At 43.5% G+C, this 25,861-nt stretch carries 19 protein-coding genes and 1 pseudogene; 13 read left to right on the top strand and 7 right to left on the bottom strand.

Features of this window, described 5'->3' with window-relative positions; translation table 11 throughout:
- Nucleotides 1–602: 602 nt before the first annotated feature.
- Entirely contained in the window at nt 603–968 is a 366-nt protein-coding gene (locus PHF18_RS11195; protein WP_300102679.1) for a DUF1828 domain-containing protein, read from the top strand.
- 1,183 nt (nt 969–2,151) lie between these two features.
- Here the strand turns inward: PHF18_RS11195 and PHF18_RS11200 are convergent.
- The gene (locus tag PHF18_RS11200) at nt 2,152–3,348 is read right to left on the bottom strand and encodes a calcium/sodium antiporter (RefSeq protein WP_300102682.1); all 1,197 of its coding nucleotides are present in this window, start codon (nt 3,346–3,348) and stop codon (nt 2,152–2,154) included.
- Between the two features lie 1,064 nt (nt 3,349–4,412).
- Between PHF18_RS11200 and PHF18_RS11205 the strand changes: the two genes are divergently transcribed.
- The 5 genes and pseudogenes from PHF18_RS11205 to PHF18_RS18085 form a co-directional block, all read left to right on the top strand.
- Nucleotides 4,413–5,369: an ABC transporter ATP-binding protein gene (locus tag PHF18_RS11205; RefSeq protein WP_300102685.1), complete on the top strand. Its 957-nt coding sequence runs from the start codon at nt 4,413–4,415 to the stop codon at nt 5,367–5,369.
- The gene (locus PHF18_RS11210; RefSeq protein WP_300102689.1) at nt 5,366–6,757 is read left to right on the top strand and encodes a COG1361 S-layer family protein; all 1,392 of its coding nucleotides are present in this window, start codon (nt 5,366–5,368) and stop codon (nt 6,755–6,757) included. Before PHF18_RS11205 ends, PHF18_RS11210 begins: the two co-directional genes overlap by 4 nt.
- A 41-nt stretch (nt 6,758–6,798) precedes the next feature.
- Entirely contained in the window at nt 6,799–8,046 is a 1,248-nt protein-coding gene (locus PHF18_RS11215; RefSeq protein WP_300102692.1) for an ABC transporter permease, read from the top strand.
- Nucleotides 8,047–8,139: 93 nt separating this feature from the next.
- A complete protein-coding gene (locus PHF18_RS11220; protein ID WP_300102695.1) occupies nt 8,140–8,931 on the top strand; it encodes a winged helix-turn-helix domain-containing protein in 792 nt (263 codons plus the stop codon).
- A gap of 303 nt (nt 8,932–9,234) precedes the next feature.
- Nucleotides 9,235–9,291, top strand: a pseudogene (locus PHF18_RS18085) (hypothetical protein); the annotation flags it as partial.
- Nucleotides 9,292–10,527: 1,236 nt separating this feature from the next.
- Here PHF18_RS18085 and PHF18_RS11230 read toward each other — a convergent pair.
- Entirely contained in the window at nt 10,528–10,890 is a 363-nt protein-coding gene (locus tag PHF18_RS11230; RefSeq protein WP_300102701.1) for an STAS/SEC14 domain-containing protein, read from the bottom strand.
- Between the two features lie 267 nt (nt 10,891–11,157).
- Here PHF18_RS11230 and PHF18_RS11235 point away from each other — a divergent pair, with 267 nt between their 5' ends.
- A complete protein-coding gene (locus PHF18_RS11235; protein WP_300102704.1) occupies nt 11,158–12,855 on the top strand; it encodes a SulP family inorganic anion transporter in 1,698 nt (565 codons plus the stop codon).
- Nucleotides 12,856–12,934: 79 nt separating this feature from the next.
- Here PHF18_RS11235 and glgX read toward each other — a convergent pair whose 3' ends face one another.
- Nucleotides 12,935–15,157, bottom strand: a complete 2,223-nt coding sequence (glgX, locus tag PHF18_RS11240) for a glycogen debranching protein GlgX (RefSeq protein WP_300102707.1) — start codon at nt 15,155–15,157, stop codon at nt 12,935–12,937.
- Between the two features lie 1,143 nt (nt 15,158–16,300).
- On the opposite strand from glgX, the gene PHF18_RS11245 reads away from it, so the two are divergent.
- The 6 genes from PHF18_RS11245 to PHF18_RS11270 all read left to right on the top strand — a co-directional run bounded on the left by PHF18_RS11245 (nt 16,301) and on the right by PHF18_RS11270 (nt 20,678).
- Nucleotides 16,301–17,236, top strand: a complete 936-nt coding sequence (locus tag PHF18_RS11245) for an ATP-binding cassette domain-containing protein (RefSeq protein ID WP_300102710.1) — start codon at nt 16,301–16,303, stop codon at nt 17,234–17,236.
- Nucleotides 17,237–17,238: 2 nt separating this feature from the next.
- On the top strand, nt 17,239–18,075 hold the full coding sequence (locus PHF18_RS11250; RefSeq protein WP_300102713.1) for an ABC transporter permease: 837 nt from the start codon (nt 17,239–17,241) through the stop codon (nt 18,073–18,075).
- Nucleotides 18,076–18,296: 221 nt separating this feature from the next.
- The gene (locus tag PHF18_RS11255; RefSeq protein ID WP_300102716.1) at nt 18,297–18,557 is read left to right on the top strand and encodes a ubiquitin carboxyl-terminal hydrolase 14; all 261 of its coding nucleotides are present in this window, start codon (nt 18,297–18,299) and stop codon (nt 18,555–18,557) included.
- Between the two features lie 305 nt (nt 18,558–18,862).
- On the top strand, nt 18,863–19,576 hold the full coding sequence (locus PHF18_RS11260) for an SDR family NAD(P)-dependent oxidoreductase (protein ID WP_367279191.1): 714 nt from the start codon (nt 18,863–18,865) through the stop codon (nt 19,574–19,576).
- Nucleotides 19,577–19,646: 70 nt separating this feature from the next.
- The gene (locus PHF18_RS11265; RefSeq protein ID WP_300102719.1) at nt 19,647–19,934 is read left to right on the top strand and encodes an SDR family NAD(P)-dependent oxidoreductase; all 288 of its coding nucleotides are present in this window, start codon (nt 19,647–19,649) and stop codon (nt 19,932–19,934) included.
- Nucleotides 19,935–20,003: 69 nt separating this feature from the next.
- Complete coding sequence (locus PHF18_RS11270) at nt 20,004–20,678, top strand: phosphoribosyltransferase (protein WP_300102722.1); 675 nt, start codon at nt 20,004–20,006, stop codon at nt 20,676–20,678.
- A gap of 291 nt (nt 20,679–20,969) precedes the next feature.
- Here the strand turns inward: PHF18_RS11270 and PHF18_RS11275 are convergent, their stop codons facing one another.
- The 4 genes from PHF18_RS11275 to PHF18_RS11290 form a co-directional block, all read right to left on the bottom strand.
- Nucleotides 20,970–21,503 carry a tRNA (cytidine(56)-2'-O)-methyltransferase gene (locus tag PHF18_RS11275; protein WP_300102725.1) on the bottom strand — a complete coding sequence of 178 codons (534 nt, stop codon included), beginning with the start codon at nt 21,501–21,503 and terminating at the stop codon, nt 20,970–20,972.
- Between the two features lie 122 nt (nt 21,504–21,625).
- Nucleotides 21,626–23,146 (bottom strand): AMP phosphorylase, encoded by a 1,521-nt coding sequence (locus PHF18_RS11280; protein WP_300102728.1) that lies wholly within the window; start codon nt 23,144–23,146, stop codon nt 21,626–21,628.
- 339 nt (nt 23,147–23,485) lie between these two features.
- Nucleotides 23,486–24,361 carry an EamA family transporter gene (locus tag PHF18_RS11285; RefSeq protein WP_300102731.1) on the bottom strand — a complete coding sequence of 292 codons (876 nt, stop codon included), beginning with the start codon at nt 24,359–24,361 and terminating at the stop codon, nt 23,486–23,488.
- A 258-nt stretch (nt 24,362–24,619) separates the two neighbouring features.
- Nucleotides 24,620–24,826 carry a hypothetical protein gene (locus tag PHF18_RS11290; protein ID WP_300102733.1) on the bottom strand — a complete coding sequence of 69 codons (207 nt, stop codon included), beginning with the start codon at nt 24,824–24,826 and terminating at the stop codon, nt 24,620–24,622.
- Between the last annotated feature and the right edge of the window lie 1,035 nt (nt 24,827–25,861).

The following is a 25,861-nucleotide window of genomic DNA, read 5'->3' on the forward strand; positions in this document are numbered from 1 at the left end:
AAACAAAGGAAGTCTCGGGGAGATCGCGAGAAACTTATGGAAACGGTTGTGAAGGGTTTGTTAGATGGAGCTGCCGCCTGAAAAATAAAAATAAATGAACTTCGCCAAAAGTTAGACCTCTTGAGCGCAGCGAAAAGGACCGCGTACTCCCGAGGCGCAATTCGGGGACAGATGCATTCGTCCATGTTTGCAGGGTAGGAGGGTCTGTTTGTGGAGCTTGAGTGGTGTTTTTGTGTGGTAAACTCAATACACTAACCACTCAAACATTATAATTATATTAAAAAATATATATTCATTGAATCGAATTATTTGCTCTTTTGTTTTTTAAAGGAGTCTCCGGGGAAGTGTCGGGCATCATGTGACTAGATCATTTTTTTGGCATATGTTTTTTGGGAGATAGTCGATAAATGCACACGTATAGAAATATCTATATATGATGCAACTGTATAAAAAATATTATGTCATGTATAAACAGGTTTTCGCAATACTGCGGATTTGCACCTGGATTTCAACCAGTGGGGTGTGCTTCTACTATACAAAAAGTATGTGCATGCCTTCCATCTGACATAAAGGATAGTTTGAATAACGATAGTTTTTTGCTGTTGGCAAAAGAAGCGGATTTTCAGGTTGAGTCCAGGAGAAATACTGTTGTTGTGCATACACCTGTCCTGTACCCCAATGGGGATAGGTTAAGTGTTGTAGTTACAATGGAAGACGATAAGTTGTATGTGTCGGATGCAGGAGAGGTGTTCACACAACTTGCGTATATCCAGCACCACGAAATCTCGGATATTGATCCTGCAAATTTCGGATTTGAAACTCTCGTTAAATACGAGTTGCAGGACTCAAAACCAGCTTACTGTGAAGGAGAGTTCCAGATAAAATTCACACCGGACCATTTTGCAGAATGTTTTATGCAGTTTGTGAGTCAACTGGGCCATTTGATAAAGTCTGTTGATGAACGTTGATTGTCCACAAAAAGGTGCCTGGAGGGAATTGCATTGATTTTGAAGTTTGCAGTGTTTCATTTTTAGGAACTACATCAATCCGGGCATCGTTTAAACAGTCGGGTATCTGGCCAAACATGGAAGATAGCGAGAAACTTATGGAAACGGTTGTGAAAGGTTTGTTAGACGGAGCTGCCGCCTGAAAAAATAAAAATAAAGTTATGGATGTTCCAAAAAACCAGAAAACCATATTCACTATCTTGAACCTGTCTTTTCACCGAGCGAAGCTCGGGCCAGTCCGAAAAAGTACAAAAAGAAGAACGAAATGATTTTTTCACACACGGTTTACACACGGAAGCCAGTCAACTCCCCGTCACTAAATTGGCAGGCATGTAATAGTGCCCCGGTTGACCAGCCTGAGTCTTAATTGACTACGTTGGAAATTTCATGATACCTGCGAATGCTTCCTCAGTTTGTAGCTCTATCGTGTAGCATTAAAAGTCCTGAGAGATAGGGGCGGTGTGTTACACATAACAAGCATATCCAACATTGGCGAGGGGAGATACGAAAGTACGTTACCTGCGGAGGAAATTCGTTTCCAAAACAGAGTGGAGAAATCCAAACATGAAAGGAATACCAGAAAATTGACGGCATTCATCTCATGACTAAAGTCAAAAGCATCCTGCATTATTTTTTCGGGAATTTGCTTTTTATTAAAAACGGTACATTGACACCTTAAAACTCATTTTTTTCTTTTCTGATATTACGGGAAAGCCGCACTTCGTGCGTGGCAAGCTCCGTAAAAGACACCAATGATGTTGTTCCGGCTCCTGTCCCACAACCAGAATTGAAAAGAGAATTGAAAAGAGAATTGAAAAGAGAATTGAAAAGACATCTGTAATATGGGGATTGGGCATCTGGATGTTGGGGAGTTGGGGGGTATGGGGGGTTATTAAAAAGAGTTAAAAACAAGTCTTTAATGACCTTTCCAGATGCCCAGTATCTCAATTGCTTTAATGATATATATAATTAAAGATTCGTCTTTTATTCATGAAGTCTGATAATGGCAACTGTGTATTATTTGCGGGCAGACGTTTTAAACTAAAAATAGAACCAAAGTTGTTCTCAGTCCTCTTGAGCGCAGCGAAAAGGACCGCGCACTCCCTAGGCACAATTCGGGCGGGCCAGAATTCAGGGTGGTCACTTACCCGAGGTGGAAGATGAAAACCATGAATCCGGAGTAGAGAAGGAATAGGATAAGCCCCTCAAACCTCTTGATCCTCCAGCCTGTCCGGATGAAGAGAAGGAGCATGACGCTGATAAGCAGCATGAAAGGCGTTATGTAATAGACACTGATTTCGGTTACTGTGAGGGGATGGACAAGCCCCGAGCAGCCCAGAATCAAAAGGGTATTCGAAATATTTGATCCTATTACGTTTCCAAGAGCTATGCTCGCATAGCCGCTTCGGGCTGCAGAAACCGTTACCATCAGCTCAGGAATAGAAGTCCCGACTGCAACAAGGCTTATACCGATAAGAGTCTCCGGAACCTCCAGAAGCAGGGCAAAAAATATTGACTGCCCTACAAAGTACCTGGCTCCAACAATTATGGCAATAACACCTGCGACCAGTTTGATTAACTCTATTAAAAGGCTGCTTTCAGAAAGAGTTTCAGTTTCATTTTTAATCTCGGTTTCAGTTTCATTTTTAATCTCGGTTTCATTTTCGGCTTTAATTTCAGTGTAAGTTTTAATCTCTATCCGAATCTCTTCTTCGGTTTTAGTTTCTTTTTCCCTTTCTCTTTCTTCATAGCTCTCTTTTACGGCTTCCTTTATTCTTTTTTCATCTATTCTCCCTCTAACACCTGTTTCAATCCTTGCTTTTAAATCAAAAATATATTCAAATTTAAAAAAATAATTCATAAAATCTTTGAAATATATATCTTCTTCGTGTTTTTTCACCTTCTCAAGCAGGAACAGAAGATAGGCAACATATAGCAAAAGAAAAATTAAGGCTTCGATCCTTGAAATTCTGAAGTCCAGAACAAAAAGTAAAAAAAGAAAGGCGGAAAATAACATTATATAGCCGTCTCTTCTAAGCATTAGCTCTTCAGTCTTCACATTGGACAGAAGGGCAGCGGTACTCACGACCAGTCCTATGTTTGCGATGTTTGACCCGAGTACATTGCCCATAACTATTCCGTTTGCGTGTTCGAAGGATGCCGTAAGGGAGGAGGCAAGCTCAGGCACAGATGTCCCGATCGATACCAGAGTTAGCCCTATTATAAACTCAGAGACCCCAAACCTCTTAGCAATCCAGGAAGAGGACATTACAAAAAGGTCTGCCCCCTTTACAAGCAACAGTAGTCCGCCAACAAAAATAAGGCCATTAACCAGATACACATTGAAATGTGAACTCGAGTTTTATTTAAACATATCCTTTAAGCTGTAGTACTTTTATGCGTAGTAATGGATGAAATGAGAATTTTAAGAAAAGGAGAGTATCTCATCAGGTAACTCTTTTCAGAAATTATAAACACCTGCAGGAAAATGCCAGTTTTAAGCTCTATTTTATGGATACTCACAAAAATGAGTTAGTAAAATCAAAGGGCTCTTATTAATCGGTTGATGTTTTAAGACTGAATAGTGGAACTAATACAATATCTGAACTCCAGGGTTCATTCCATCGAAAACAACTCTCAGGAAAGGCTGACGTACGACTCCGAATAATCCTGACAGACGGGTATCCTTTATAGAGACCAGAATTACTGATTAGAGGCTGTTTAAAGACTAAGTTAGCCAAAAATTTCTTAGAAAAGCTTCATTGCTAAATTCATTCCTTATATTTCCTTTTTTCAGCTAAGTATGCTTTTATTATTAAATGCCCATGATGGGGTTGACTGCCTCAAGTCCCTCCTGAACAGTCAGCTGACAAAGCACCTGTATAAAAGGTGCTTCAATCAGAGAGGAGTAAACGGGAACTAACACCTGGAAAGGATACCTCGCAATCAGAAAACTGGAAACCCTCCACAACATCCGGGTGTTACCTGTTTAAGAATTGAGGAAAAGAGCAGTCGAACAGAAACCCTACACCCCAGAAAACGAGGCACTATGCATCTCGCAGGTGCCTCATTAACCTACGAGACCTCATAAAACCATATAAGGTCTGATTGGGCCACATTCTAAGGTCCAACCGGGCCACAAAAAATTAAATCACAACAAATTATCACAATTACATATTTATTAAATTAAATAAGTCATGGTTAAGCAAGTCATGAGCTACTATCAACCTGATGCTCTGTCTAAGAATATCAGAAATGAACACGAAAAAGATAGTGGGAAAGATCGAAACCGGACGAATAAAAAGAAGATCAAAATCAAGCTACTCAAATTCAAGCTACCCTGAAAAGATTCAGTTCAGCCTGAAAAATTCAGCTCAGATATGACTGGCTATTTAGAGGGAATTTATGACACTTACTGAAATTATAGAGACATTTAAAACGAAGTTAAATCCTTCAAAAATTATGGATTCGCTCGAAAGAACTGCGAGTTTCTATGATGAATCCGAGAATGGTTCATTGGGAAGTGATTCAGATGAAAGTGATTCAGGGGGAAATGAGTCAGGGGTGGATCTAAAAAGCAACCCATACAGCAGTTTAGCCAGTGGTTCTGTCAAAAGCTCTGAAGCGGCCAGAATCACCCGGAACGAGAAAGAACCACTTATCAAACTGACTGATGTCTGGAAAATTTACCAGATGGGGGAAGTCGAGTTTGCAGCTCTCAAAGGAATAGATCTGGAGATCTACGAAGGAGAGTTCCTGGTTGTTCTGGGTCCCAGTGGAAGTGGTAAAAGTACACTTATGAACCTGCTGGGGTGCCTGGACATACCATCAGAAGGCACGGTTTTCCTTAATTCAAGTGATATCTCAGAACTTGCTGAATCCGAGCTCGCTCGCATCAGGGGACAGATGATTGGCTTCATATTCCAGAGTTTCAACCTTATTCCCACGTTGAGTACGGAAGAAAACGTACTCCTGCCCCTGGAATTCCAGGAAGAAGATGTACAGTTAGCCCGTAAAAAGGCTGCATATCTGCTTGATATAGTTGGGCTTTCGGACAAGAGAAAAAACCTTCCTTCTCAACTTTCAGGCGGACAGAGGCAAAGGGTTGCTATAGCGCGTTCTCTGGCTGTGAACCCGCCTATAATCCTGGCAGATGAACCGACTGGAAACCTGGACAGTAAAACTGGAGATTATATACTGGACTTTCTGGACGGGCTTAACAAAAAGGAAGGCAAGACGATTATCATTGTTACCCACGACCTGGACATTGTAAAACACGCAACAAGAGTCGTGTACATCAGAGACGGCGAAATTGAAAAAATAGAAATACGCACGAAAAATGAATCTGAGGAAATAAAATGAAAAGACTTTCTTTACTAACGATCTTATTGCTACTTTCAGCATTCATATGCCTGGGAGCGGGAACTGCACTCGGTTCAAACGGAAATATAGATTCCTCATCCTTGCAGGTGAACCTGACAAACCAGAACCCTGATTCTGCTCGCCCTGGAGAAACTGTTGAACTTACCGTCAGCGTCCAGAATGTAGGAAATAATGATCTGAAAGACATCACTGTTACAGTCAATCCAGAATACCCTTTCACCAAGCTTTCGGGAGAATCCCTTGAAAAAGGTATCTCCTATCTGAATGCACGGCAGGATGACGACGAGGGAGGGGTCCTTAAATTCAAGCTGATGACAGACTCCAATGCATCTGCCGGTACATATGATATAGACATCGTCACTACTTCAAAAAGCGGGTCAGGGTCCTCATCAACTACATACACCACTACAAAAACCGTACATCTCGATGTAAGGGGTAAAGAATACGCTCAGATTGTAACCATAGACAAGGCGAATATCGACATCGCAAAAGAAGAAAATCTTGAGTTCATCATAACTAATACCGGAACTTCTCCTCTGAAAAACATGGTAGTTTCCTGGAAAGACCCGGAAGGTGTGATCCTCCCGGTATACTCGGACAATACCAAGTATATCAAGTACCTGGATGCCGATGAATCCGTAAACGTTACTTATACTGTGATGGCAGACGTAAACGCAGATCCGGGACTTTATACCCTTGACATAAACCTTTCCCTTGAAGACTATGACTCCAATGAACAAACTATCAAAACTACAGCAGGAGTTTTCGTAGGGGGAGAAACCGACTTCGATGTAGCCTTCTCGGAAAGTGATGCAGGAGAGATTTCTCTTTCAGTTGCAAACGTGGGAAACAACATTGCATATTCCGTGAAAGTATCGGTTCCGGACCAGGACAACTACAAGGTATCGGGAAGTTCCTCAACAATTGTAGGAAATCTTGAGAAAGGAGACTACACAATAGCTTCCTTTGATGTTGCGAGCGCACAGGCTGCAGGGACTGAAGGTAGTGCAGGTGGGCCCGGTACCGCAAAAGCAAGTGCTGAAGGGGAAAATTTAACTGCTGCTTCCACGGAAGGCAATCCGCTAAAAGTCCAGATTGAATATACGGATGCAAAAGGAGAAAGAATAACTGTAGATAAGGAAGTCGAACTCGAGATGACCTCATCTTCTGCAGCGGCTGGCGGACCAGGGGCATCTAGAAGTAGCAACGGCCTGAGTTCCTACCTGCCCTATATCGTGTTAATAGTGCTTGCAGGTGGAGTATTCGTGTACCGGAAGAAGATACAGGAAAAGATACTGGCAAGGAAAGAAAAAAAATCCGGAAACAAGAGGTCTGAAGAACAGAAATCCGACCTTAAAGCTCAGTGAGACTGAAAAATAAACATCCATAGAGAACGGAAGGATGCAATATGAGAAATTCAACCTATCTGAAAATGGGCCTTAACATGCTTCTGCACAGCAAACTGAGAAGCTGGTTGACCATTATCGGGATAGTTATAGGAATCGGGTCTGTTGTTGGCATCCTCTCCCTCGGGGATGCCATGCAGGAGCAGGTACAGAGCAGGCTTGCCGAGATGGACCTGACAATAATAACCATATCTCCAGGGTTTACTAAAGCCTCATCCAATATGCCCGGACCCGGGGATCACGGAGGAGGAGGTGGTACGACAACAGATGTCGAATTAACGGATGATGATATTGATGCGCTCCAGGGCCTTGAAGGTGTAGAGTATATCGCCGGTCAGATTTCCGGCAGCGAACCCGTGATTTATGCAGCGCAAAATGCAACTCTCCCAATCACAGGTGTGGACCCTCAGGTCTGGAAGTACATGACTACCCTAGAAACGCAGTCAGGAAGATTGCTTGAGCCGTCTGATAAGTATGCGGCAGTTATTGGAAGCGGCGTTGCCAGTGGAGTTTACGACCAGGACATAGGTGTGAACCAGGTACTAACAATCAATGGTAAAGCAGTGCGCGTCGTCGGAATCCTTGCAGAGGAAGGCGGTGGTGGGGATAGAAGCATTTACATGCCAATTGATGGAGCAGTAAACCTGATTGACGACGCAGAAGACAATGTCTTCGATTCCATCACAGTAAAAGCCAGGAGCGAAGACCTGGTGGATGGGCTGATGGAAGATATCGTGGACAAGCTCATGGTTTCAAGGCACATTATCCGGGATGATGACAGGGACTTTTCCGTGACAGCTTCAAAGTCTATGGCTGAATCTGTTACCGAAATGACGGATTCCATGACCCTCTTCCTCGGAGCTATTGCAGCCGTGTCCCTCCTGGTAGGAGCCGTGGGTATTGCAAACACTATGTTTACCTCTGTCCTTGAAAAGACAAAAGAGATAGGGACTATGAAAGCCATCGGGGCGAAAAACAGGGACATCCTTATGATTTTCCTCTTTAACTCCGCAATGGTGGGTCTTGTTGGCGGTATCCTTGGAGTAATTCTCGGAGGGTTTGTTTCCACTCTCTTCCCCTACCTGGGCGTGACCCTGATGAGGGGGGCAGGAAGCTCGAGCTCATCTCTCTCCCCTGACCTGATGGCTTTCGGGCTGATCCTGGCAGTCGTAATAGGTGTGGCTTCAGGAGTAGTCCCGGCTTACAGGGCTTCAAAACTAAAGCCAGTAGACGCATTGAGGTATGAATAACCGGGAAGATAGGAATGTAAAAGAAAGGACAAAACCTTTCTTAATTTTTTTGCCAGGGAAAAATCAGGGAATGAAAGCCGGAAATGGGATAAAATGAATTTTATTGACCTAGCAATTCTCTCTGAAAAAAGGAGAGATATACTCTTACTTATAGAAAAGAAACCAGGAAATTTTGAGGAAATTGAAAATTTACTTGACATAAGTTCTGCTTCATTAAGGTTCCATATAAAAAAACTGTTAGATTCCGGGTTTCTTGAGAAAGAAGGGGGAGAATATAAGTTATCGGGTATAGCAATACCGATAATTGAGAATATGAAAGGATTTCTGGATTCACTGACTTTCTTTGAAGAAAATATGGATTACTGGAAGAAACAGGACCTGAACCCTGTGCCCGACTTTTTGTTGAGAAGGCTCGAAGAGCTGGGCAGGTTTGAACTGATCGAATCTGATACAGCGCATATGTTCGAAATCCCTCCGGAAATTATGGAGAATTTAAGAATGTCAGAGGAAATTTCGGTTTTCTTCTCCTGTTTGCATCCGAAAATCCTGTTCCTTTATTCAGAATTTGCAAAAAAAGGCTTGAAGCTCTCTTTATGTGTGACAGAGCCTATAGCTGAAAAATTATTCAATGACTTCCCTGCCGAAACAGAAAAAATTATGGAAGCTGAAAATACGAAACTGTTTGTTTGCAGCAGGAATGTGAACCTGCCTATCTTTGTGGTGACAGACTGGTTTATGGCAACAGGACTTTTTCTGAATAGTGGGAAACTGAGCAGTCAGTTCATTATATGTTCCGGAGATGGAGCTCTGCGTTGGGGAAGAGAATTGTACAGGCATTATGAGGGGGTTTCTAAACTGTATAAACCAAGCTCTGCGAGCCCGTAAAAATCTAAAACCATCGAAAGGAAAAATGAACTTCGCATGACGAAATAAGAAAAATCAATATCAGAAATCAATATCAGAAGATAGAAAAAAGGAGAAAAAGGGGAAAAGCAGGATGGTAGGTAACAGAATGAAAAGAATTGGTATAATTTTGCTGGTTGCCTTTATACTGGCTGTATCTGTCTGTGCCTGCGAAAACCTGAGAGCAGGAAATTCCGGAATTAGTCCGGAAACCAGTTTCACTACCGATTTCCATGAGGCTACTTCCAGCAATGCTACTTCCAGCAATGCTACTTCCAGCAATGCTACTTCCAGCAATGCTACTTCCAGCAATGCTACTTCCAGCAATGTTCCTTCCAGTGAGACCACTGCAAATATTAATTCTTACCGTACATCCATTGAAAGCCAGATTTTGGGAAGCTGGTACTTCAACTTGATAGATATTATTGAGAATATAAGTTATACTGTTAGAAACTGGAACCTGGGACTCAACCTATCTGCCAGGGAAGTAGATACGATGCAAAATCGCCAGCCAGCTATGATGCAAAATCGCCAGCCAGCTTTCATGAGGGAAAAACCGGATCATTTGCATCCTTGCATGGCCAGAGAAAAGCCTGTTAGAAAAGGAATCCCTGACAGAGAAGAATTGAATAATTTCATGGAAGAACATACACTGCAACAGGAAAATATAACACCGAATTACCAGACAACATCGAACTATCAGACATATGTCACCCCGGATGCTGAAGCTGTAAACTCTTACCTCAAAGAAAATAATCTTGATGATAAGTGCGAGATTTATGAAGCAGCTCTCTCCTGGACCTGGGTATCAGACGAAACTCTGAATAATGCTGAGGAAAAGTGGCTTACCCCAACTGAGTTCCTGGAAGAAACTCCTGCTTATTCCAGCAACCCGTTATATGGTGAACCTGCCAGTGACTGTGAGGAACAGGCAAATGCTCTGGCTTCCCTTCTGATAGCTTCAGAAGAATACAACGAGAGTACAGTGAGGGTTGCCATAGGGAAAGTCGATTTCGGAGATGTTAGCGGCGGGCATGCCTGGGTAGAGGTTTGCGAGAATGGAGAATGGTTCCCCCTGGACCCTACTGACGGCCCTTACTATGATGATGACAGTTCAAAACTGATACCTGCGAATTCCTCGGATATCGACTATGAGGAATACCTCAAAAGTGAGTACCCGGCTGTGGAAATCTGGTATTACTACAATAACGAGTATTTCATAGATTTAGGGACACAGCTTGGAAATGCGCCAGTGTCCTGGAACAAAAAACCGGAAAGCTATCAGAAAACATGATCGGGTCAGGAATGACATTTCTGACCCTTACTACCATTTTAAAATTTCATATAAGGATAGAATCTGAGCAAACAGGGTACTCCAGATAAAAAAAGAATGAGAGATCAGGTTTATAGGAAGAAGCGTAAAACCCATGAAATCTTTATTTTTCTTTTTTAATTCTCTATATTTTCAATTCCGGGTTCTGGGGTTCAGTTACTGAAAAACCGTACACAAAAGAGGAAACTGCAAACTCACCAGAACAAATCAAATAGAACAAAGCGAATTATGGTATCTGTGGAGGATCATTCAATGATCCAGGTCTTTGCTTCAGGAAACTCTTCATTTCTGAAGGTTTTCACCGGACAGGGAATGACAAACTTAAATATTTTAACTGCATCAATTATCCAGTTCACGTCGGAGACAACTGCGACTTTTTCAAATGCAGTGAGGTGCCATATGCCAACCCTGGCATCGTCCCACATGGCATCAGAGGTAAAACCCGTGAAATCCGAGCCCAATTGATAGATCATACGAATCTTCCCGTACTTTCGTATTTTATCCTCAATAGCAGGGATTAACACCTTTTCATAATCTTCTCCCGTTACCTTTCCACTTGCAATAACCGCCACAATGTTTTCCGGCAGACCCTGTATAATTTCTATCATTTCACTCCTCCTTTTAGATTCTGGTTCATTTAAGAACGCTACAAAACCAATCTATATTATTGTCCCTGATGAATATAAATTTTGACTCAAAATCGTATAGCTCATGACGTGCTCAAAAAATGCACTGTGGACAAATAAAATAAAAGGTTCTTCAGTGAAATGACCAGAAGTTTGTTGAAGGAATAAAAGTAAAATCAATAGATGAATTATGATTGAAAAACAATAGATGAATCTAGAATTTCCTTTTTATGAAGAGATTTGAGCGATATGAACCCTGCAAAAAATCCCCGCCGATCCTTTCACTTATCCCTCTTCCAGGGAATATTACCCCTCAACGTTAAACAGATACCCCTGGAGATCGCTGCAGGGATAACATTCGCAGCATTTGCCATCCCCGAGGTTATGGGATACACCAGGATTGCGGGCATGCCTTTAGTTACCGGAGTCTACACAATCCTGCTTCCAATGCTGGCCTTTGCTATTTTCGGGTCCTCCCGGCATCTTGTCGTTGGCGCCGATTCCGCAACTGCGGCGATTATAGCGAGTGGGCTGGTGACCATGGCTCTGCCTGAATCCCCCCAATATATTGCATACGCGAGCATGATCGCTCTACTCGCAGCAATCTTGCTTTTGCTTGCAGGCATACTACAACTGGGTTTTCTCGCTGACTTCCTCTCTCACACAGTTCTGATAGGATTTCTCACCGGCGTCGGGATCCATATCTCTATCTCACAGCTTAGCGGGATTTTCGGAATACCTCAAGGAACATATGGAACACCTATGAAGATCACATCTTTGTTCCATTACCTGGCTCTCATAAATCTTCCCACACTCCTGGTCTCGTTGTCTGTAATCGGGATTATTGTTCTTAGCGGAAGGATCAGCAATAAATTTCCCAGTGCACTATTAGCGATCATTGGTGCAATTGCTGCAAGCTGGGTATTAGACCTTTCTTCTTACAGCGTTACTATCCTTGGCACATTTCCAGGAGGTTTGCCACATCTATCTTTTCCTCATGTTCCACTTTCTGATGTGCCAAAAATCCTTAACCTCTCAGTGGCCTGTTTTATTGTCATCCTTGCCCAGAGTGCTGCAACGTCTCGAGCTTATGCTATGAAGTTTTCCGACACTTTTTATGAAAATGTAGATCTCATCGGATTGAGCCTTGCTAATGCAGCTGCAGGGATGTCAGGCACTTTTGTGGTCAACGGCAGTCCAACCAAGACTGAAATGGTCAAAAGTGCCGGAGGGCGTACCCAGCTTACCCAGCTCACAACGGTCTTCACTGTTCTGATGGTCCTGTTATTCTTTACCAGGCCATTTGCCTATTTGCCCACAGCTGTACTTTCATCGATGGTATTCCTCATTGGTTTGCGTCTTATCGATATCGAAGGGATGACCGCTCTTCACAAACAGCGGCCTGTCGAGTTCGCGGTCGCCCTGATAACAGCTATGACGGTCGTGGTTATAGGCGTCGAGCAGGGAATTGTGATAGCTGTTGTGCTCTCGATCATAGCTCACCTGCGCCACAGTTATCGACCTCTTAACCTGCTGCTTGTTCCAAAAGGCGGAGGTACCATGAGGACCATTCCACTCGAAAAAGGGCAGCAAGCTGTTGAAGGCTTGTTGATCTACCGTTTTGGCTCAAACCTCTACTTTGCTAACGAAAACCGCTTCACGGAAGAGATTATTGAACTTGCCAAAAAAAATATATCCCTTAAATGGTTTTGCATTTCTGCAACGAACATTGGAGATATCGATTTCACCGCTGTAGAGGCCCTCAAAAAGGTATATACCCAGCTGCAAAAACTAGGTATTACTCTTGTATTAAGTGAAGTAGTCCCGCCTGTGATGAATGAGCTGGATAAAGACGGCATAACCGGAATGATTGGTAAAGACCATATCTTTGAGTCAGTCCAGGATGTCATAGAGGCTTACAAGAACTCAATAGATAGTTCACGCTAACTCTAAATATTCCATTTTTTTCGATTCCACTTTTTTCTAATATTCGGACTTTTGCACTGTAACCTGCTTTTTCAGAGGGTCACTTTGAAATCAGCACAACCACACTCCTTCCCTGCACAAAGTAGTTGTTCCCATTAACCCGGACTTCTTCCCCGGCTCCGGCAATATCCTGAGGAGAAGGCAGGAAGGTGTCTACTGCCCGGTACCAGCTCCTTTCTCTGAGTCCTGGAATCTCGAACTCCAGGGGTTCCCAGTACATGTTCATCATAACATGGATATCTTCTTCGTCTCCGGGCTCTCCCATAGTAAAAGAAAGGGCTCTTGCATAAGGGTCGTCCCAGCCCGGACTGTAGAGCTTGCAGCCATGCCAGGAAATATCTTTTAGCCTGCGCTCGTTTTCCTTACCCGTAAAGTAACGGGGGCGAAGGATAGTGGTGTGGCGTTTCCGGAAATCGATCATCAATTTCCAGAAGCGGAACATCTCGCGATTTCTTTCTACGAGGTTCCAGTCAAACCAGCCGGTCTCATTGTCCTGGCAGTACGCGTTGTTATTACCTTTCTGAGTGCGCCGGACTTCATCCCCCATGCAAATCATCGGAACCCCTACAGACATCAAAAGGATGGTGGCGAAATTTTTGATCTGTCGTTCCCGCAAGGTCTCGATCTCCGGGGCTTCGGACTCTCCCTCAACCCCGCAGTTCCAGCTCAGGTTATCATCAATCCCATCCCTGTTATTTTCCCCATTGGCTTCGTTGTGCTTGTAGTTGTAAGAAACAAGGTCATTAAGTGTAAACCCATCATGGCAGGTCACAAAATTAACACTATTGATAGGGAGCCTTGATTCTAACTGGTAGAGATCCGGACTTCCGGCAATCCGACTTGCAACCCTCCATGCAAGCCCGGGATCTCCTCTGACAAAGCGGCGGATCTCATCCCTATAGTAGCCGTTCCATTCCGCCCACCTGGGACCCGGGAAGTATCCGACCTGGTTGAGTGCAGCCGCATCCCAGGCTTCAGCAATCACCTTTATGTATCCGAGAGCATCGTCCAGTTCAATCTGCCATATCACCGGGGGATACTTCATGACCTTTCCATCGGTATCCAGTGAAAGGATAGAGCCCTGGTCAAAACGAAAACCGTCAACGTGCATCTCTTCTACCCAGTATTTCAGACAGTCTACGATCAGCTTCTGGGAAACCGGATGGTTGCAGTTTACAGTGTTTCCGCAGCCCGAATAATTGCTGTAGTACTGCCTGTCAGGTTCCAGGTGATAGTAAATGCTGTTGTCTATACCCTTGAGAGAAAATGTCGGACCCAGATGGTCCCCTTCCGCAGTATGATTGAAAACCACGTCCAGGATTACCTCAATTCCGGCTTTATGCAGGGCTTTGACCAGATCTCTAAATTCTTTCGTGTGGTCTCCACGTTCAGGATTTACACAATAGCCGCTGTGTGGGGCAAAAAAACATACCGGATCATAGCCCCAGTAGTGCTTTCTTCCCTCCGGACTTATAGTATCATCAAAATCAGAGACCGGCATCAGCTCTACCGCAGTGATGCCAAGATCTTTGAGATATGGTATTTTTTCTATAATCCCTGAAAATGTACCGGGAGCCTTAACCCCTGAAGTTGGAGATCTTGTGAATCCACCTACATGCAGCTCATAGATGATAGTTTCGTTCAGTTCTTGCAGCCTGCTTTTGCCGGAGAGCTTCTCCCCAACTCCGGGCATCTCATATACTTTTTCTGCCGTGATGTGACTGTTATTTCCCCACCGGTACCTGGAGGCATCTATCACCACACTACGCATGGATGTCTCAAGGTTGTCTCCTGGCACGCTGGCTTTCTCTCTGTTCCAGAGGGCTTTATTATTTCCCCTGGAGTAAGGATCTATCAGGACTTTACTCCCATCAAAACGGTACCCACCAGAGGGATCAAAAGGACCTCCTATCCTGTAAGCATAGTGAACTCCGGGCTTCAGGCCGCGTATGTATACATGCCAGAAGTGGAAAGTTTTGTTAAGGGCGATACCTGTGGTCCCAGCGGTTTCAACTTCCTGTGAGGTTTCAATTTCCTGTGAAGTTTCCACTATACTCTCAACTTTTCCGGGGTGAGTAAGTTCTCCGACTCTGTTTGTAGAAAGGACAAGTACAGGTTCCGGATCATCGTGTTTATCAAAAAGCAGGAGTTCAACATAATCGGCATGCTCGGAATAAATCGAAAAATTAACTCCTTCTTCATCACACGTCGCCCCAGGAGGATGGGGATACCCTCTTTCGATACTATAACGACGCTTCTTCAAAACCTGTTCGTAATCCGTATATAGTTCTCCTCATTGTTATTTTTTGATTACCTGGCAGCCAAACCTGAAGTTTTGTAAATTGAACAACAGATAATCCGATTCATCCGTTTGTACAGATTATCCTGCTGATCTGTTTGATTTATCTTTGCCCTTCAGAGCAAATAATTTTTGCTGCCTTTCTCTATCCAGGCTTATGAAGAGAACGATTTGCCAAAACGTTGGAGGTTCCTGATTAATCGGCTGGTATTTCAAAATATTCGAAGCTGGAATCTTTTGTTTTCTGCTCTACTCCTTGCAGGATGAACCTGTCTAGTCTGCAACGCAAAAAAGTAACAAAAAAGTAACATGCGAATTCATACTGTATCCAGGATAAACTGAGTTCAGAAATGTCTTCATTCTCCGAAGAATACTTATCTTAACCCTGGGAACCTCGTTTAAATTCACACATAAACATAAGCGCCTCCGCCAGCTTGTCTGGCGGCCCTGAAAAAAAAAGAGATGAAGTGAAAAAAGAGATGAAGTGAAAAAAGAGATGAAGTGAAAAAAGGAAGAAGTGAAAAAAGGAAGAAGTGAAAAAAGAGATGAAGTGAAAAAAGGAAGAAGGTGAAGAAAAATGAGGTTTGAAAAAGCAATAAAAATCAATAAAAGCAGAAGTGTAAAAGAGTATTTTTCAGGTATATTTTTATCCTGTTCGGACTGTATCCCCCTACTTTTCACCTCACTTTTACTTTACGGCTTTTCTTTAGAGTCTTTTGTCTTACTTTTTTGTCTGAAAGCCGCTCTCCTGCGTCGAGCGTGACAAAAACGACATGATAAAGCGAATGACGTTGTACGGGTCATAAACATTTTTAATTCTGTCTCTTGAATTACGCTCACTGCTATAATCCATCAAGTAGTCCTCTTGAGCGCAGCGAAAAGGACCTCGTGCTCCCGAAGCGAAATTCGGGTGGCAAAACCCGGGATATTAAACATGTAAAGGTGGAAGACCAAATTTTTGGATTCTCATTACTCTTTTTTCGATCTGGAGGCAAAATATCTATTTATCACTGAAGGTTCAATCCTTTTAAGGAAAGGGAAAAGGGGGTCCTGACACTGGAAGGCAGCATCATCGAGGTAAATGACCTTGAGTATTCCTTCGGCAAGGTGAAAGCCGTCGATAACATCAGTTTTATGGTCATCGAAGGGGAAATATTCTCTTTTCTCGGGCCAAATGGGGCGGGAAAGAGTACGGTAATCAATATTCTGACCACCCTCCTGCCAATCCAGAAAGGGAGCGCAAGGATTGCAGGGTTTGATGTGAAAACCGATCCTGAAAAGATAAGGGAATCCATAGGAATTGTCTTTCAGGAGCTGACCCTTGATAGGGATATGACTGTGAGGGAGATTCTGGAATACCATGGCAGGCTCTATTCCATGCCGAAAACTGAAAGGCAGGAACGTATTGAAGAGCTGATGAAACTGGTCGAGCTTGAAGGAAAGCGGGATACCCTGACAAAACACCTCAGCGGCGGGATGAAGCGCAGGCTTGAGATTGCAAGGGGGCTTATGACCCGTCCAAAAGTGCTTTTTATGGACGAGCCGACAATAGGGCTTGACCCCCAGACCCGGATAAGGATCTGGGATTACATGAGGGATATAAACAAGCAGGGTACAACCATCTTCCTGACCACTCACTACATGGACGAAGCCGACCAGCTCAGTGACAGGATCAGCATCATAGACCACGGGGAAATCATTGTCACGGGCAAGCCCTGGGAGTTAAAAAATGCCCTTGGCGAGGACCTTATATATCTGGAAACCAGCGACAATGCTGCTGCTTCAGGTTTGCTCAAAGAGCTTTCCAGCGTGAGAGGGATCAGGGAAAAAACAAAAGGAATAGTTGTCATGGTCAATGTGGACGGTACCTATCTGCTGCCTGAGATCATGGATATTCTTCGAAACGGGGGGGTCAGAGTTAAGGCTGTAAACCTCAAAAAACCTTCAATGGATGATGTTTTTGTCCACTACACCGGCAGGGAGTTAAGGGACGAGGGGGCAGAGAAGGGGTCGGTGGCAATCATGCGGGCCGGGAGGCGTTAAAGATGAACACGGGGTTTCTTACCATCTACTGGCGGGACATGCTCAGGTTTGTCAGGTTCAGGACTCTCCTGTTTGCATCTCTTGTCCAGCCTGCTCTCTGGCTTGCCTTTTTCGGAATTGCGATGTCCAACAACTTTGATCGGTTGACCGCAACTCTCCCGGTCCTTCCCGGGATAAGGGCTGTGGATTACCTGACCTTCATAGGGGCAGGCGTGATAGCCATGACCACGCTTTTTACCAGCCTCTTCGGGGGCACCGTGCTGCTCTTTGATAAAAACTGGGGGCTTATGCGGGAAACCCTTTCAAGCCCTATCCCAAGAATCCATATCATTATAGGGATAGGGCTTTCAGGCATGACCAAGTCTTTTATCCAGGCATCCGTTATCCTGGGATTCGGACTTCTGCTCGGGGTCCAGTTTTTTGAAGGCTACAGCCTGATGCAGCTTCTCGTTTCCCTGCTCGGGATCATGCTTTTTGTCGGGGTATTTTCCCTGGGCTTCCTCTTCCTCTCGGCTGCAATCGCCATAAGCATGGAAAGCCCGGAAGGGATGCAGGCAGTGATAACCCTGCTTACCATGCCCTTCTTTTTCACGAGCAACGCTCTCTATCCTGTAAGCTCTTTTCCCCCTCTGCTTCGGGCCCTGTCCACAATCAATCCCCTTACCCATCTTGTAAACGGGATCAGGTATTTTGCAATAGGGAATGATTTCTCGGCAATAGGTATCCATTACGTTTACACCCAGAGTGAAATCCTTGTTTCTTTCCTTGCCCTGCTGGCTTTTGCGGGAATAATGTTTCTTATTGCAAGGTGGAGATTCAGTAAGGTGACTGTGACCTGAATATGATCTGAATATGATCTGAATATGATCTGAATATGATCTGAATATGACCTGAATTTAGAATAAGCATTGAGAAGAAAAGAGAATAAAACAGGGATAAAAGTCTGGAGTAAAAAGAGAAAAAAATCCAATAAAAAACAGGGAAAAAAGGGAATAAAATATGGACAAAAATGGGAGAAAAGCGGGAATAAAAGTGTAAGAAAGTGTTAGGAGGAAAAGTTATGGTTTGTGAACACAGGGATACGATTAAAATAAAGGATGTAGAACCGGGCTCAAAAGGTTGTGAGGAATGCCTGAAAAGCGGAGACAGTTGGGTGCATTTGAGGATCTGCCTGACCTGCGGGCATGTGGGGTGCTGTGACAGTTCGAAAAACAAACACGCAACAAAGCATTTCAAGGAGACAGGACACCCTATAATTCAATCTTACCAGCCCGGAGAAAGCTGGAAGTACTGCTATCTTGATGAAGAATATCTGGAGTGAACCTGAAGAATATATGGATTGAACCGGCAGCTCTAACTTTCATCTTCCTGCCATCAGGGACTCAGCCAGGGCTTCGGAGAAATTCAGGGCTTTTTTTCAAGGCAGGCAAGTTAATCGATAGAAAAATACCCTGAAAACGGGTGTGAAAGAATATCTCGCCAAAAATTAAGTTTGAAAGAGAAATTTATTCCTGAACCTTATTATGGAACTATGTTTCCAAAAGTATATGCTTCCTCTGATCCGATTATTAAATTTGAGATTAAATAAAAACAACTTTATAAAATATTCAGGTAAAGGTGATACCTATGATGAGCTTAAAAGGCCAAACAGCAATCGTAACTGGAGGGGGCAGAGGGATCGGACGGGCGGTCTGCCTGTCGCTGGCAAAAGAGGGAGCAAATATTGTCATTGTAGCAAGACATAGGGAAGAAATCGAAGAAACTGCAAGAATGGTCAAAAACATAGGGAGCAGATCCCTTGAGGTCCTGGCAGATGTGAGGAATGAAGCGGAAGTTGAGGGTATGATCCTGAAGACCATTGAGAAGTGTGAAAGAATTGATATCCTCGTTAACAATGCGGGGATTGCACACATGAACCCCATAGAGGAGACCTCTATTGAAGAATACGATGAGATGATGGATACAAACGTGAAGGGAACTTTCCTCTGCACGAAACACGCCGTGCCTTATCTTGAAAAAAGCGAAAACGGTAAGATTATTAATATCTCCTCGGGAGCAGGCAAGCATGGGCTTTCAGACCTTTCTGCCTACTGTGCCTCGAAGTTTGCGGTAAACGGTATGACCGAAGCCCTGGCTTCCGAGTTGAGCGGAAGGGTGATGGTCTATTCCGTCTGTCCTGGTGCAGTGGACACGGAGATGTACCACTCAATGTTTCCGGAAAAGCCCGTGCTTAAACCGGAACATGTCGCTGAAAAAGTTTTGGAACTGGCTCTTCCGGAGTCAAACATCATTTCAGGCTCAGTCATTGAGGTCTATTCCCCACCGATCCCGCTGCTTTGATTGCTCGGGACCCACCAACATAGTTCACACAGTCCAGATTAAAGACTCAGGGGTTTCCTGCTGAGGGTTTATGAATTTATTAGGGTTTATTTTTTCATCCAGTTCTTTATTCATTTCGGTTTACTGCGCCTCAAAATTTGCGAATATAGGCCTGACAGAAGCTCTTGCCTACGAGGTCGGAGGGGGGCTGCAGGTATATGCAGTCTGCCCAGCAGGTGTGGACACCCGGCTGGCTGTACCACACCATATACTCCGAGGAGACGAACCTCAAACCGAAAGATATTGCAAGGGGCCCTCTGTATTCCGGAAACTATTCTCCCTTCAGGCTCTTCAGTTGAGGTCTACAGCCCATCTGTAAGGGTTGTTTAATTTAATGGGGTATTTGAGGGACGAACTCAGGAAATTAGGGGGAAGCTTAGGAGGAAGTATGTTCAAAAACCGTAAAGATGCAGGAGATAAACTGGCTCAAGCTCTTGAAAAGTACAGGGCTGAAAATCCTTTCGTCCTCGCAATTCCGCGCGGAGGAGTGGAAGTGGGATTGCAGGTTTCAAAGAAACTGGGAGCAGATTTCTCCCTTCTAATTGCAAAGAAACTGCCTTTTCCTGACAACCCTGAAGCCGGCTTCGGAGCAATAACTGAGAACGGGAGCACCTTTATTATTGAAAATGCCGGTTACTGGCTCGCCAGGGAAACTATTGAAAAGATCAAACAGGAACAGATTGCTGAGGTAAAAAGGCGTGTAAATACTCTAAGAGGGGGAAATCCCCTGCCTGAGCTTACAGGAAGAACCGTGATTCTTATTGATGACGGGATTGCTATGGGCTCTACCATTCGGGCAGCCATTGAACTCTGCAGAGCCCGGAAAGCGGGAAAAATTGTGGTTGCTGTACCTGTGGCAGGGAGAGAGGTAGCGGATGCGATAGCAAAAGAAGCCTATGAACTCGTTGTATTCGATATACCTGTCTATTTCAGGGCAGTTGCTCAGGCTTATGAAAACTGGTATGATGTTTCGGATGAAGAAGTGCTTGACCTGCTCAGGGAAAGGATAAGGGAACAGGAGATGGAAGATTACGAGTTTGATCAATCCGGACCAGGGACCTGAAAGAACTCCAGGATTAAATAACTCTATTACTTTATCTCCAGGATAATTTATATCCAGGATAATATCTCCAAGATAATTTATATCCAGGATAATATCTCCAAGATAATTTATATCCAGGATAATTTATATCCAGGATAATTTATATCCAGGATAATATCTCCAAGATAATTTATATCCAGGATAATATCTCCAAGATAATTTATATCCAGGATAATTTATATCCAGGATAATTTATATCCAGAATAATTTATATCCAGGATAATTTATATCCAGGATAATTTATATTCAGGTTTAATCCCTGATGTTTTCGATTACGTGTTTGCCTCTTTCAGCCGGGACAATTGTCAGTTCAGAACCCGGAAACTCTTTTTCAAGCGGCTCTCCCTCAGCGATCCTATCCATTGTGATTGCAACTGCCGCAACTTCTGAATGGGGCTGGCTGCCCACAGCTACGTTCCAGTCAGCGAGCTGGTAAATTTCGGGTGGGACTTTTTCTGCGCCTACAACGATCATGAGCTTATCGCATTTTTTGAGTTCGTCAGTAACATCTGGCAGGTTGACCCCGTACATGGAAAGATGGCAGACTTTTCCACCTTCTTCTTTCCAGTTTCTTATTTCCTGCTTGAAGTTAACGTTATTTTTAATGTAGAAATGCCCACCCCAGCGCCCAACCACATCTTCGAGGCTCTGCACAATCCCCCGGTCATCAGAAGCAAGAAGCATGCCTTCAGCTCCCAGCAGCCTGGCAGTTAAGCCAACATGGGTGGTAATTCTCTTATCCCTCTCAGGGCGGTGCCCCAGGCGCAGTAATACAATCCTCTTCATGCTCGGCTAAAACCCTGACAAGGTATTAAAGGGTTTCACTGAAGTTTCACTGAAACAGAGAAAAAAGGAAAAAAGGAAAAAAGGAAAAAAGGAAAAAAGGAAAAAAGGAAAAAATATGGGTATCACTGGAACCCATAAGTTCCCGGGATTCTTTCCAGAAGCATGCCTTCGACTATTATCGGATTCGTTCTCTGGGCTGTTGTCAATGCGATATCGAGCTTGAACTCTTTTTCAGCATAAATAGTAAGAATCGCATCTCCTTTTTTAACTTGCTCTCCCATTTTTTTATGGAGAGCGAGCCCGGCTCCCTTGTCATTCGGAGCCCCTGCAAGCCTGGCAATTTCGATTATCCATTTATTGTCAAACTCAATAACATATCCGTCTGTAGAAGCATGAATGTCAGCAGTGTACTGCCCCACCTGTATATCTTCGGATTTAATATTCGGGTCTCCTCCCTGGGCTTCAATGATCTGTCTCATCTTTTCAAGGGCTTTTCCGCTCCTGAGCGTTTCCAGTGCAATTTCTTTTCCGCGGTCCCTTGGAGCCGCCCCTCCCATTTCAAGAAGAATACCAGCAAGTGCAGCGCTCTTTTCAATGAGGCTGTTCGGACCTTCCATGCTTTCCAGAACTTTCAGGGCTTCCCTGACCTCCAGCGCCGGACCCACTTTTCTTCCGATGGGAGATGAGCCGTAGGTAATGGCACACTCGACATTCATTCCGAGCCTGTGCCCGAGGTTAATAAGGTCTCTTGCCAGTTTCTGCCCTTCCTGAACAGTGGGAACCTTCGTGCTTGGCCCGATGGGGATGTCCATTACCACATTATCGGCTCCTATAGCTCCTTTTTTTGCCATGATTGAGGCAAGCATCTGGCAGTAAGGATCAATGGATAGGGGGTACTCAACCCTGATGAGCTTGTCATCCGCAGGAGCAATATTGGTGGCTCCACCCCAGACAAGAGCGCCTCCCACTTTTTCGGTTATCTCCTTAACTTCCTGAGAAGTGAACGCAACGGGACAGAGCACTTCCATGAGGTCTGCAGTGCCTCCGGCACCTGTGATTGCTCTGGAACTTGTCTTAGGGATAAGCAGCCCGTTTGCAGCGATGATAGGGACTACGAGGAGAGAAATCTTGTTTCCGGGCACTCCTCCTATAGAGTGCTTGTCCATGATCGGATGAGTATCAAATTCGATCTTGTCTCCAGTATCGATCATAGCCCTTGTCAGCCATTCAACTTCATCATCAGTCATCCCGTGGATATAAGAAGATGTTATAAAAGCCGAAAGTTCGACATCACTGAGGTTTTCCTCCACGATGTCGTTTACAAGCAATTTAATTTCGTCCTGAACAACAGGTTTTTTGTCCATCATCTTCTTGATAACGCTTGCAGATTTTGAGCGGAATGCCGGGACAACCTCTACCGGCTTATCCCAGTCCTTGAAGTGATCATAAACTTCCGAAAAAACTCCCAGCGTTCCCGGGGGAACCATATCCTCGGTAGTGTCTACAATAGCAGAAAGGCTCTGGTGCCCACGGATGCGGACCCTATCCCCCGGATTAATTCCCAGCTCCTTCGCATCGGCAACATTAAATAATGCTTTGTGCTGCCCTATTTTTATGTCAAAATGTTCCAGCTTCAACTGCATTAATTAAACACCATCCTTTTCATTCTCAATATAATTGTGACTTTGTAATTGTAATTTATTTCGCCTGAATTAGACTCTCTGCTGGTTTTCAAACCCCGGAAGCCAGCAGAAAGTCTGAAAAAATATGGAAATTAAGAGCAGATATAGCAGGTCTCAGGTAAGATATCAGACCATGTAAAATATCAGACTATAGACCATGTAAGATATCAGACTATAGTACTAAACTGAGGTAACATATTAACCTTCATATTATTTTAATTAGTTCCATAAAACCTTTTGGAAGCAGAAGAGAATCTCAGGAAGAAAGACTGCAGGAAGAATAAATAAAAGAAAAGGGGTTCATTTTCTTTCCTGTATCAGTATAACTGCCGCAAGTACAAGCAGAATCCCTGTTAGCTGCCAGCCTGATAGCATTTCCCTGAAAAAGAAAAAACCTGTAAGGGTAGCCACTACCGGCTCTACTGTTGCTACTATGGATGCCCGGCTTGATTCGACTTCTTCAAGCCCTTTTGTGTACAGCAGGTAGGCAAGTACGGTGGGAAAAAAGCCCAGTCCTGCAAGGTAGATCCAGAAATTACCCGTAGAAAAAGCTCCTACAGAATTTTCAAAGTTGCTGAAAGGCAGGAGGGCAAGGCTTGCAAAAATGAAAGTATAAGCTGCAATTGTCATTGTATGGTACTTTTTAAGGGCAGCTTTTCCAAAGATACTGTAAAGGGCATATCCGAAACCCGCCCCTAATCCTGTGAGAATCCCAGACCAGGAAATGGAAAGAGAATCCCCGAGCCCTGGAAGATATCCGGTCACAAAAGCGCATCCTACAAGGGTTAGCCCCAGAGAACAAAGTTTTTTTGCCCCCAGGCTTTCCCTGAAGAAAACCCTGGAAAGGACTGCAACAAATGCAGGAGCTGTGTAGAGCAGAGTAACCGCAATTGCAATTGATGTTTCCCTGATTGTGGAAAAATAGCAGAGGTTAAAGAAAGCAAGGCTGAAGATGCCTGTCCCCACAAAATAAAGAGAATCTCGAACCTTTATTTTCAGTAGTTCCGGCCTGGTAAAAAGAAGGTAGATCAACATGATAACAGCCGCTGAAAAAACCCGCAGGGTTACAACCTGAAGAGGGGAGAATCCAAACCCGTAGAGCCCTCGAACAAAAATCCCTATCGTACCCCACAGGACCGCACCTGCAGCAATCAGTAAATATGCCCGTTTTTGCATTCCATAACCTTTTTTTTTCAGATCTTCAGTTTAGTATACCTGTTCCCATTTGAAATCTTCGTTTAGTGGAATTTGTGACCGAATCATCCAACTGAAAAACAGAATATGATTTGAATAATCACTCATTAAATCAAAAACGCACATGATATTCTTCTAATAACATACACAAAAAATGAAAGTACACACAGTACTTTCATGCCAAAAGAAGAGTAAAAAGGGGGTTCATTAATAAAAAGAAGTACACACATTGGAGTTTAATTATTTGGGCTTATTCATAGAAACAAGACCCTTTGCAATAGCTATTGCAATTATGGATATCAATAACGTAGTTAAGATAACCATGAAAAGATTCTCTTCATCAGCAAATTTGAACATAAAATAGAAGAGAATAGTACTTAACAATATTCCAACAACCAGCAAGATTGTTGCCGGCCCTCCCAAAATTTTTTCAGTATCCTTACGCATAAAGACAGTCCCTCCTAAGATAATTCACCAGCAAATTGTCATTTCAAATTATTCATTTCAAAGTATTCTTTACAAGTTATCCTTTTTAAGAGTTGTTAATACTTCTAGAAACCTGAATGTAACAAAATTAAGCAGTAACTACATTTTCTAACGGAAATAAGTGATTTTAATTCATTAAAGTAACCAGAGATGAGAATGCATTATTAAATGGGATCTCTATAGCTTTAAGCGTGCCGATTTTTAAGATCTTATAAAATAATAAGGATTATTGAAATATATGCTTCAAGTATGTACAGCCTTCTAAGTATTAAATAAATTTATAGTTTTTGATTTTGAAAACCAGATGATACCTCTTAGAAAACCTGTTTTTTGAAATTACAAATTGCTGGTTAATTTTCTCTCGCTCAAGCGGACTAATTTATGGATTGTAGCAGTTAACTTCGCTTAAGAGGATTCAATTACAGATATCTCTGATCCGTGCAACCTTATTCGCCGTACCGTGTTGTTTTTGTCACGCCCGAATTGCGCCTCGGGAGTACGCGGTCCTTTTCGCTGCGCTCAAGAGGACTGATTTATAGATTTTAGCAGTGAGCTTTGCTCAAGAGGACTCAATTACAATCTTTGACTCGTACAACCTTATTCGCCTTATCATGTCGTTTTTGTCACGGCAGAGTTGCGGCTCTGCAGTACGCGGTCCTTTTCGCTGCGCTCAAGAGGACTGATTTATAGATTTTAGCAGTGAGCTTTGCTCAAGAGGACTCAATTACAATCTTTGACTCGTACAACCTTATTCGCCTTATCATGTCGTTTTTGTCACGGCAGAGTTGCGGCTCTGCAGTACGCGGTCCTTTTCGCTGCGCTCAAGAGGACTACTTTTTGGTTTTTAGTAGTCAGTTTAGCTCAAGAAAACTAAATTACGATTTATTTAACCCGTAAAACCTTATTCCCTATACTGAGTCGTTTTTGTCACACTCGACGCAGGAGAGCGGTCTTACTAAAAAGGAGAAAATATAAAAGCCATAAAATAATAATATG

The sequence above is a fragment of the Methanosarcina sp. genome, from assembly GCF_028693135.1.
In the GTDB taxonomy this organism is placed as follows: Archaea; Halobacteriota; Methanosarcinia; order Methanosarcinales; family Methanosarcinaceae; genus Methanosarcina.

Excerpts from the sequence above, each read along its gene's own strand:
- PHF18_RS11235 (WP_300102704.1), top strand. The coding sequence starts at position 11,158 with ATGAACCCTGCAAAAAATCCCCGCCGATCCTTTCACTTATCCCTCTTC.
- PHF18_RS11250 (WP_300102713.1), top strand. The coding sequence starts at position 17,239 with ATGAACACGGGGTTTCTTACCATCTACTGGCGGGACATGCTCAGGTTT.
- PHF18_RS11215 (WP_300102692.1), top strand. The coding sequence starts at position 6,799 with ATGAGAAATTCAACCTATCTGAAAATGGGCCTTAACATGCTTCTGCAC.
- PHF18_RS11290 (WP_300102733.1), bottom strand. The coding sequence starts at position 24,826 with ATGCGTAAGGATACTGAAAAAATTTTGGGAGGGCCGGCAACAATCTTG.
- PHF18_RS11280 (WP_300102728.1), bottom strand. The coding sequence starts at position 23,146 with ATGCAGTTGAAGCTGGAACATTTTGACATAAAAATAGGGCAGCACAAA.
- PHF18_RS11210 (WP_300102689.1), top strand. The coding sequence starts at position 5,366 with ATGAAAAGACTTTCTTTACTAACGATCTTATTGCTACTTTCAGCATTC.
- PHF18_RS11270 (WP_300102722.1), top strand. The coding sequence starts at position 20,004 with ATGTTCAAAAACCGTAAAGATGCAGGAGATAAACTGGCTCAAGCTCTT.
- PHF18_RS11220 (WP_300102695.1), top strand. The coding sequence starts at position 8,140 with ATGAATTTTATTGACCTAGCAATTCTCTCTGAAAAAAGGAGAGATATA.
- PHF18_RS11230 (WP_300102701.1), bottom strand. The coding sequence starts at position 10,890 with ATGATAGAAATTATACAGGGTCTGCCGGAAAACATTGTGGCGGTTATT.
- PHF18_RS11205 (WP_300102685.1), top strand. The coding sequence starts at position 4,413 with ATGACACTTACTGAAATTATAGAGACATTTAAAACGAAGTTAAATCCT.
- PHF18_RS11265 (WP_300102719.1), top strand. The coding sequence starts at position 19,647 with ATGAATTTATTAGGGTTTATTTTTTCATCCAGTTCTTTATTCATTTCG.
- PHF18_RS11275 (WP_300102725.1), bottom strand. The coding sequence starts at position 21,503 with ATGAAGAGGATTGTATTACTGCGCCTGGGGCACCGCCCTGAGAGGGAT.
- PHF18_RS11260 (WP_367279191.1), top strand. The coding sequence starts at position 18,863 with ATGATGAGCTTAAAAGGCCAAACAGCAATCGTAACTGGAGGGGGCAGA.
- PHF18_RS11285 (WP_300102731.1), bottom strand. The coding sequence starts at position 24,361 with ATGCAAAAACGGGCATATTTACTGATTGCTGCAGGTGCGGTCCTGTGG.
- PHF18_RS11255 (WP_300102716.1), top strand. The coding sequence starts at position 18,297 with ATGGTTTGTGAACACAGGGATACGATTAAAATAAAGGATGTAGAACCG.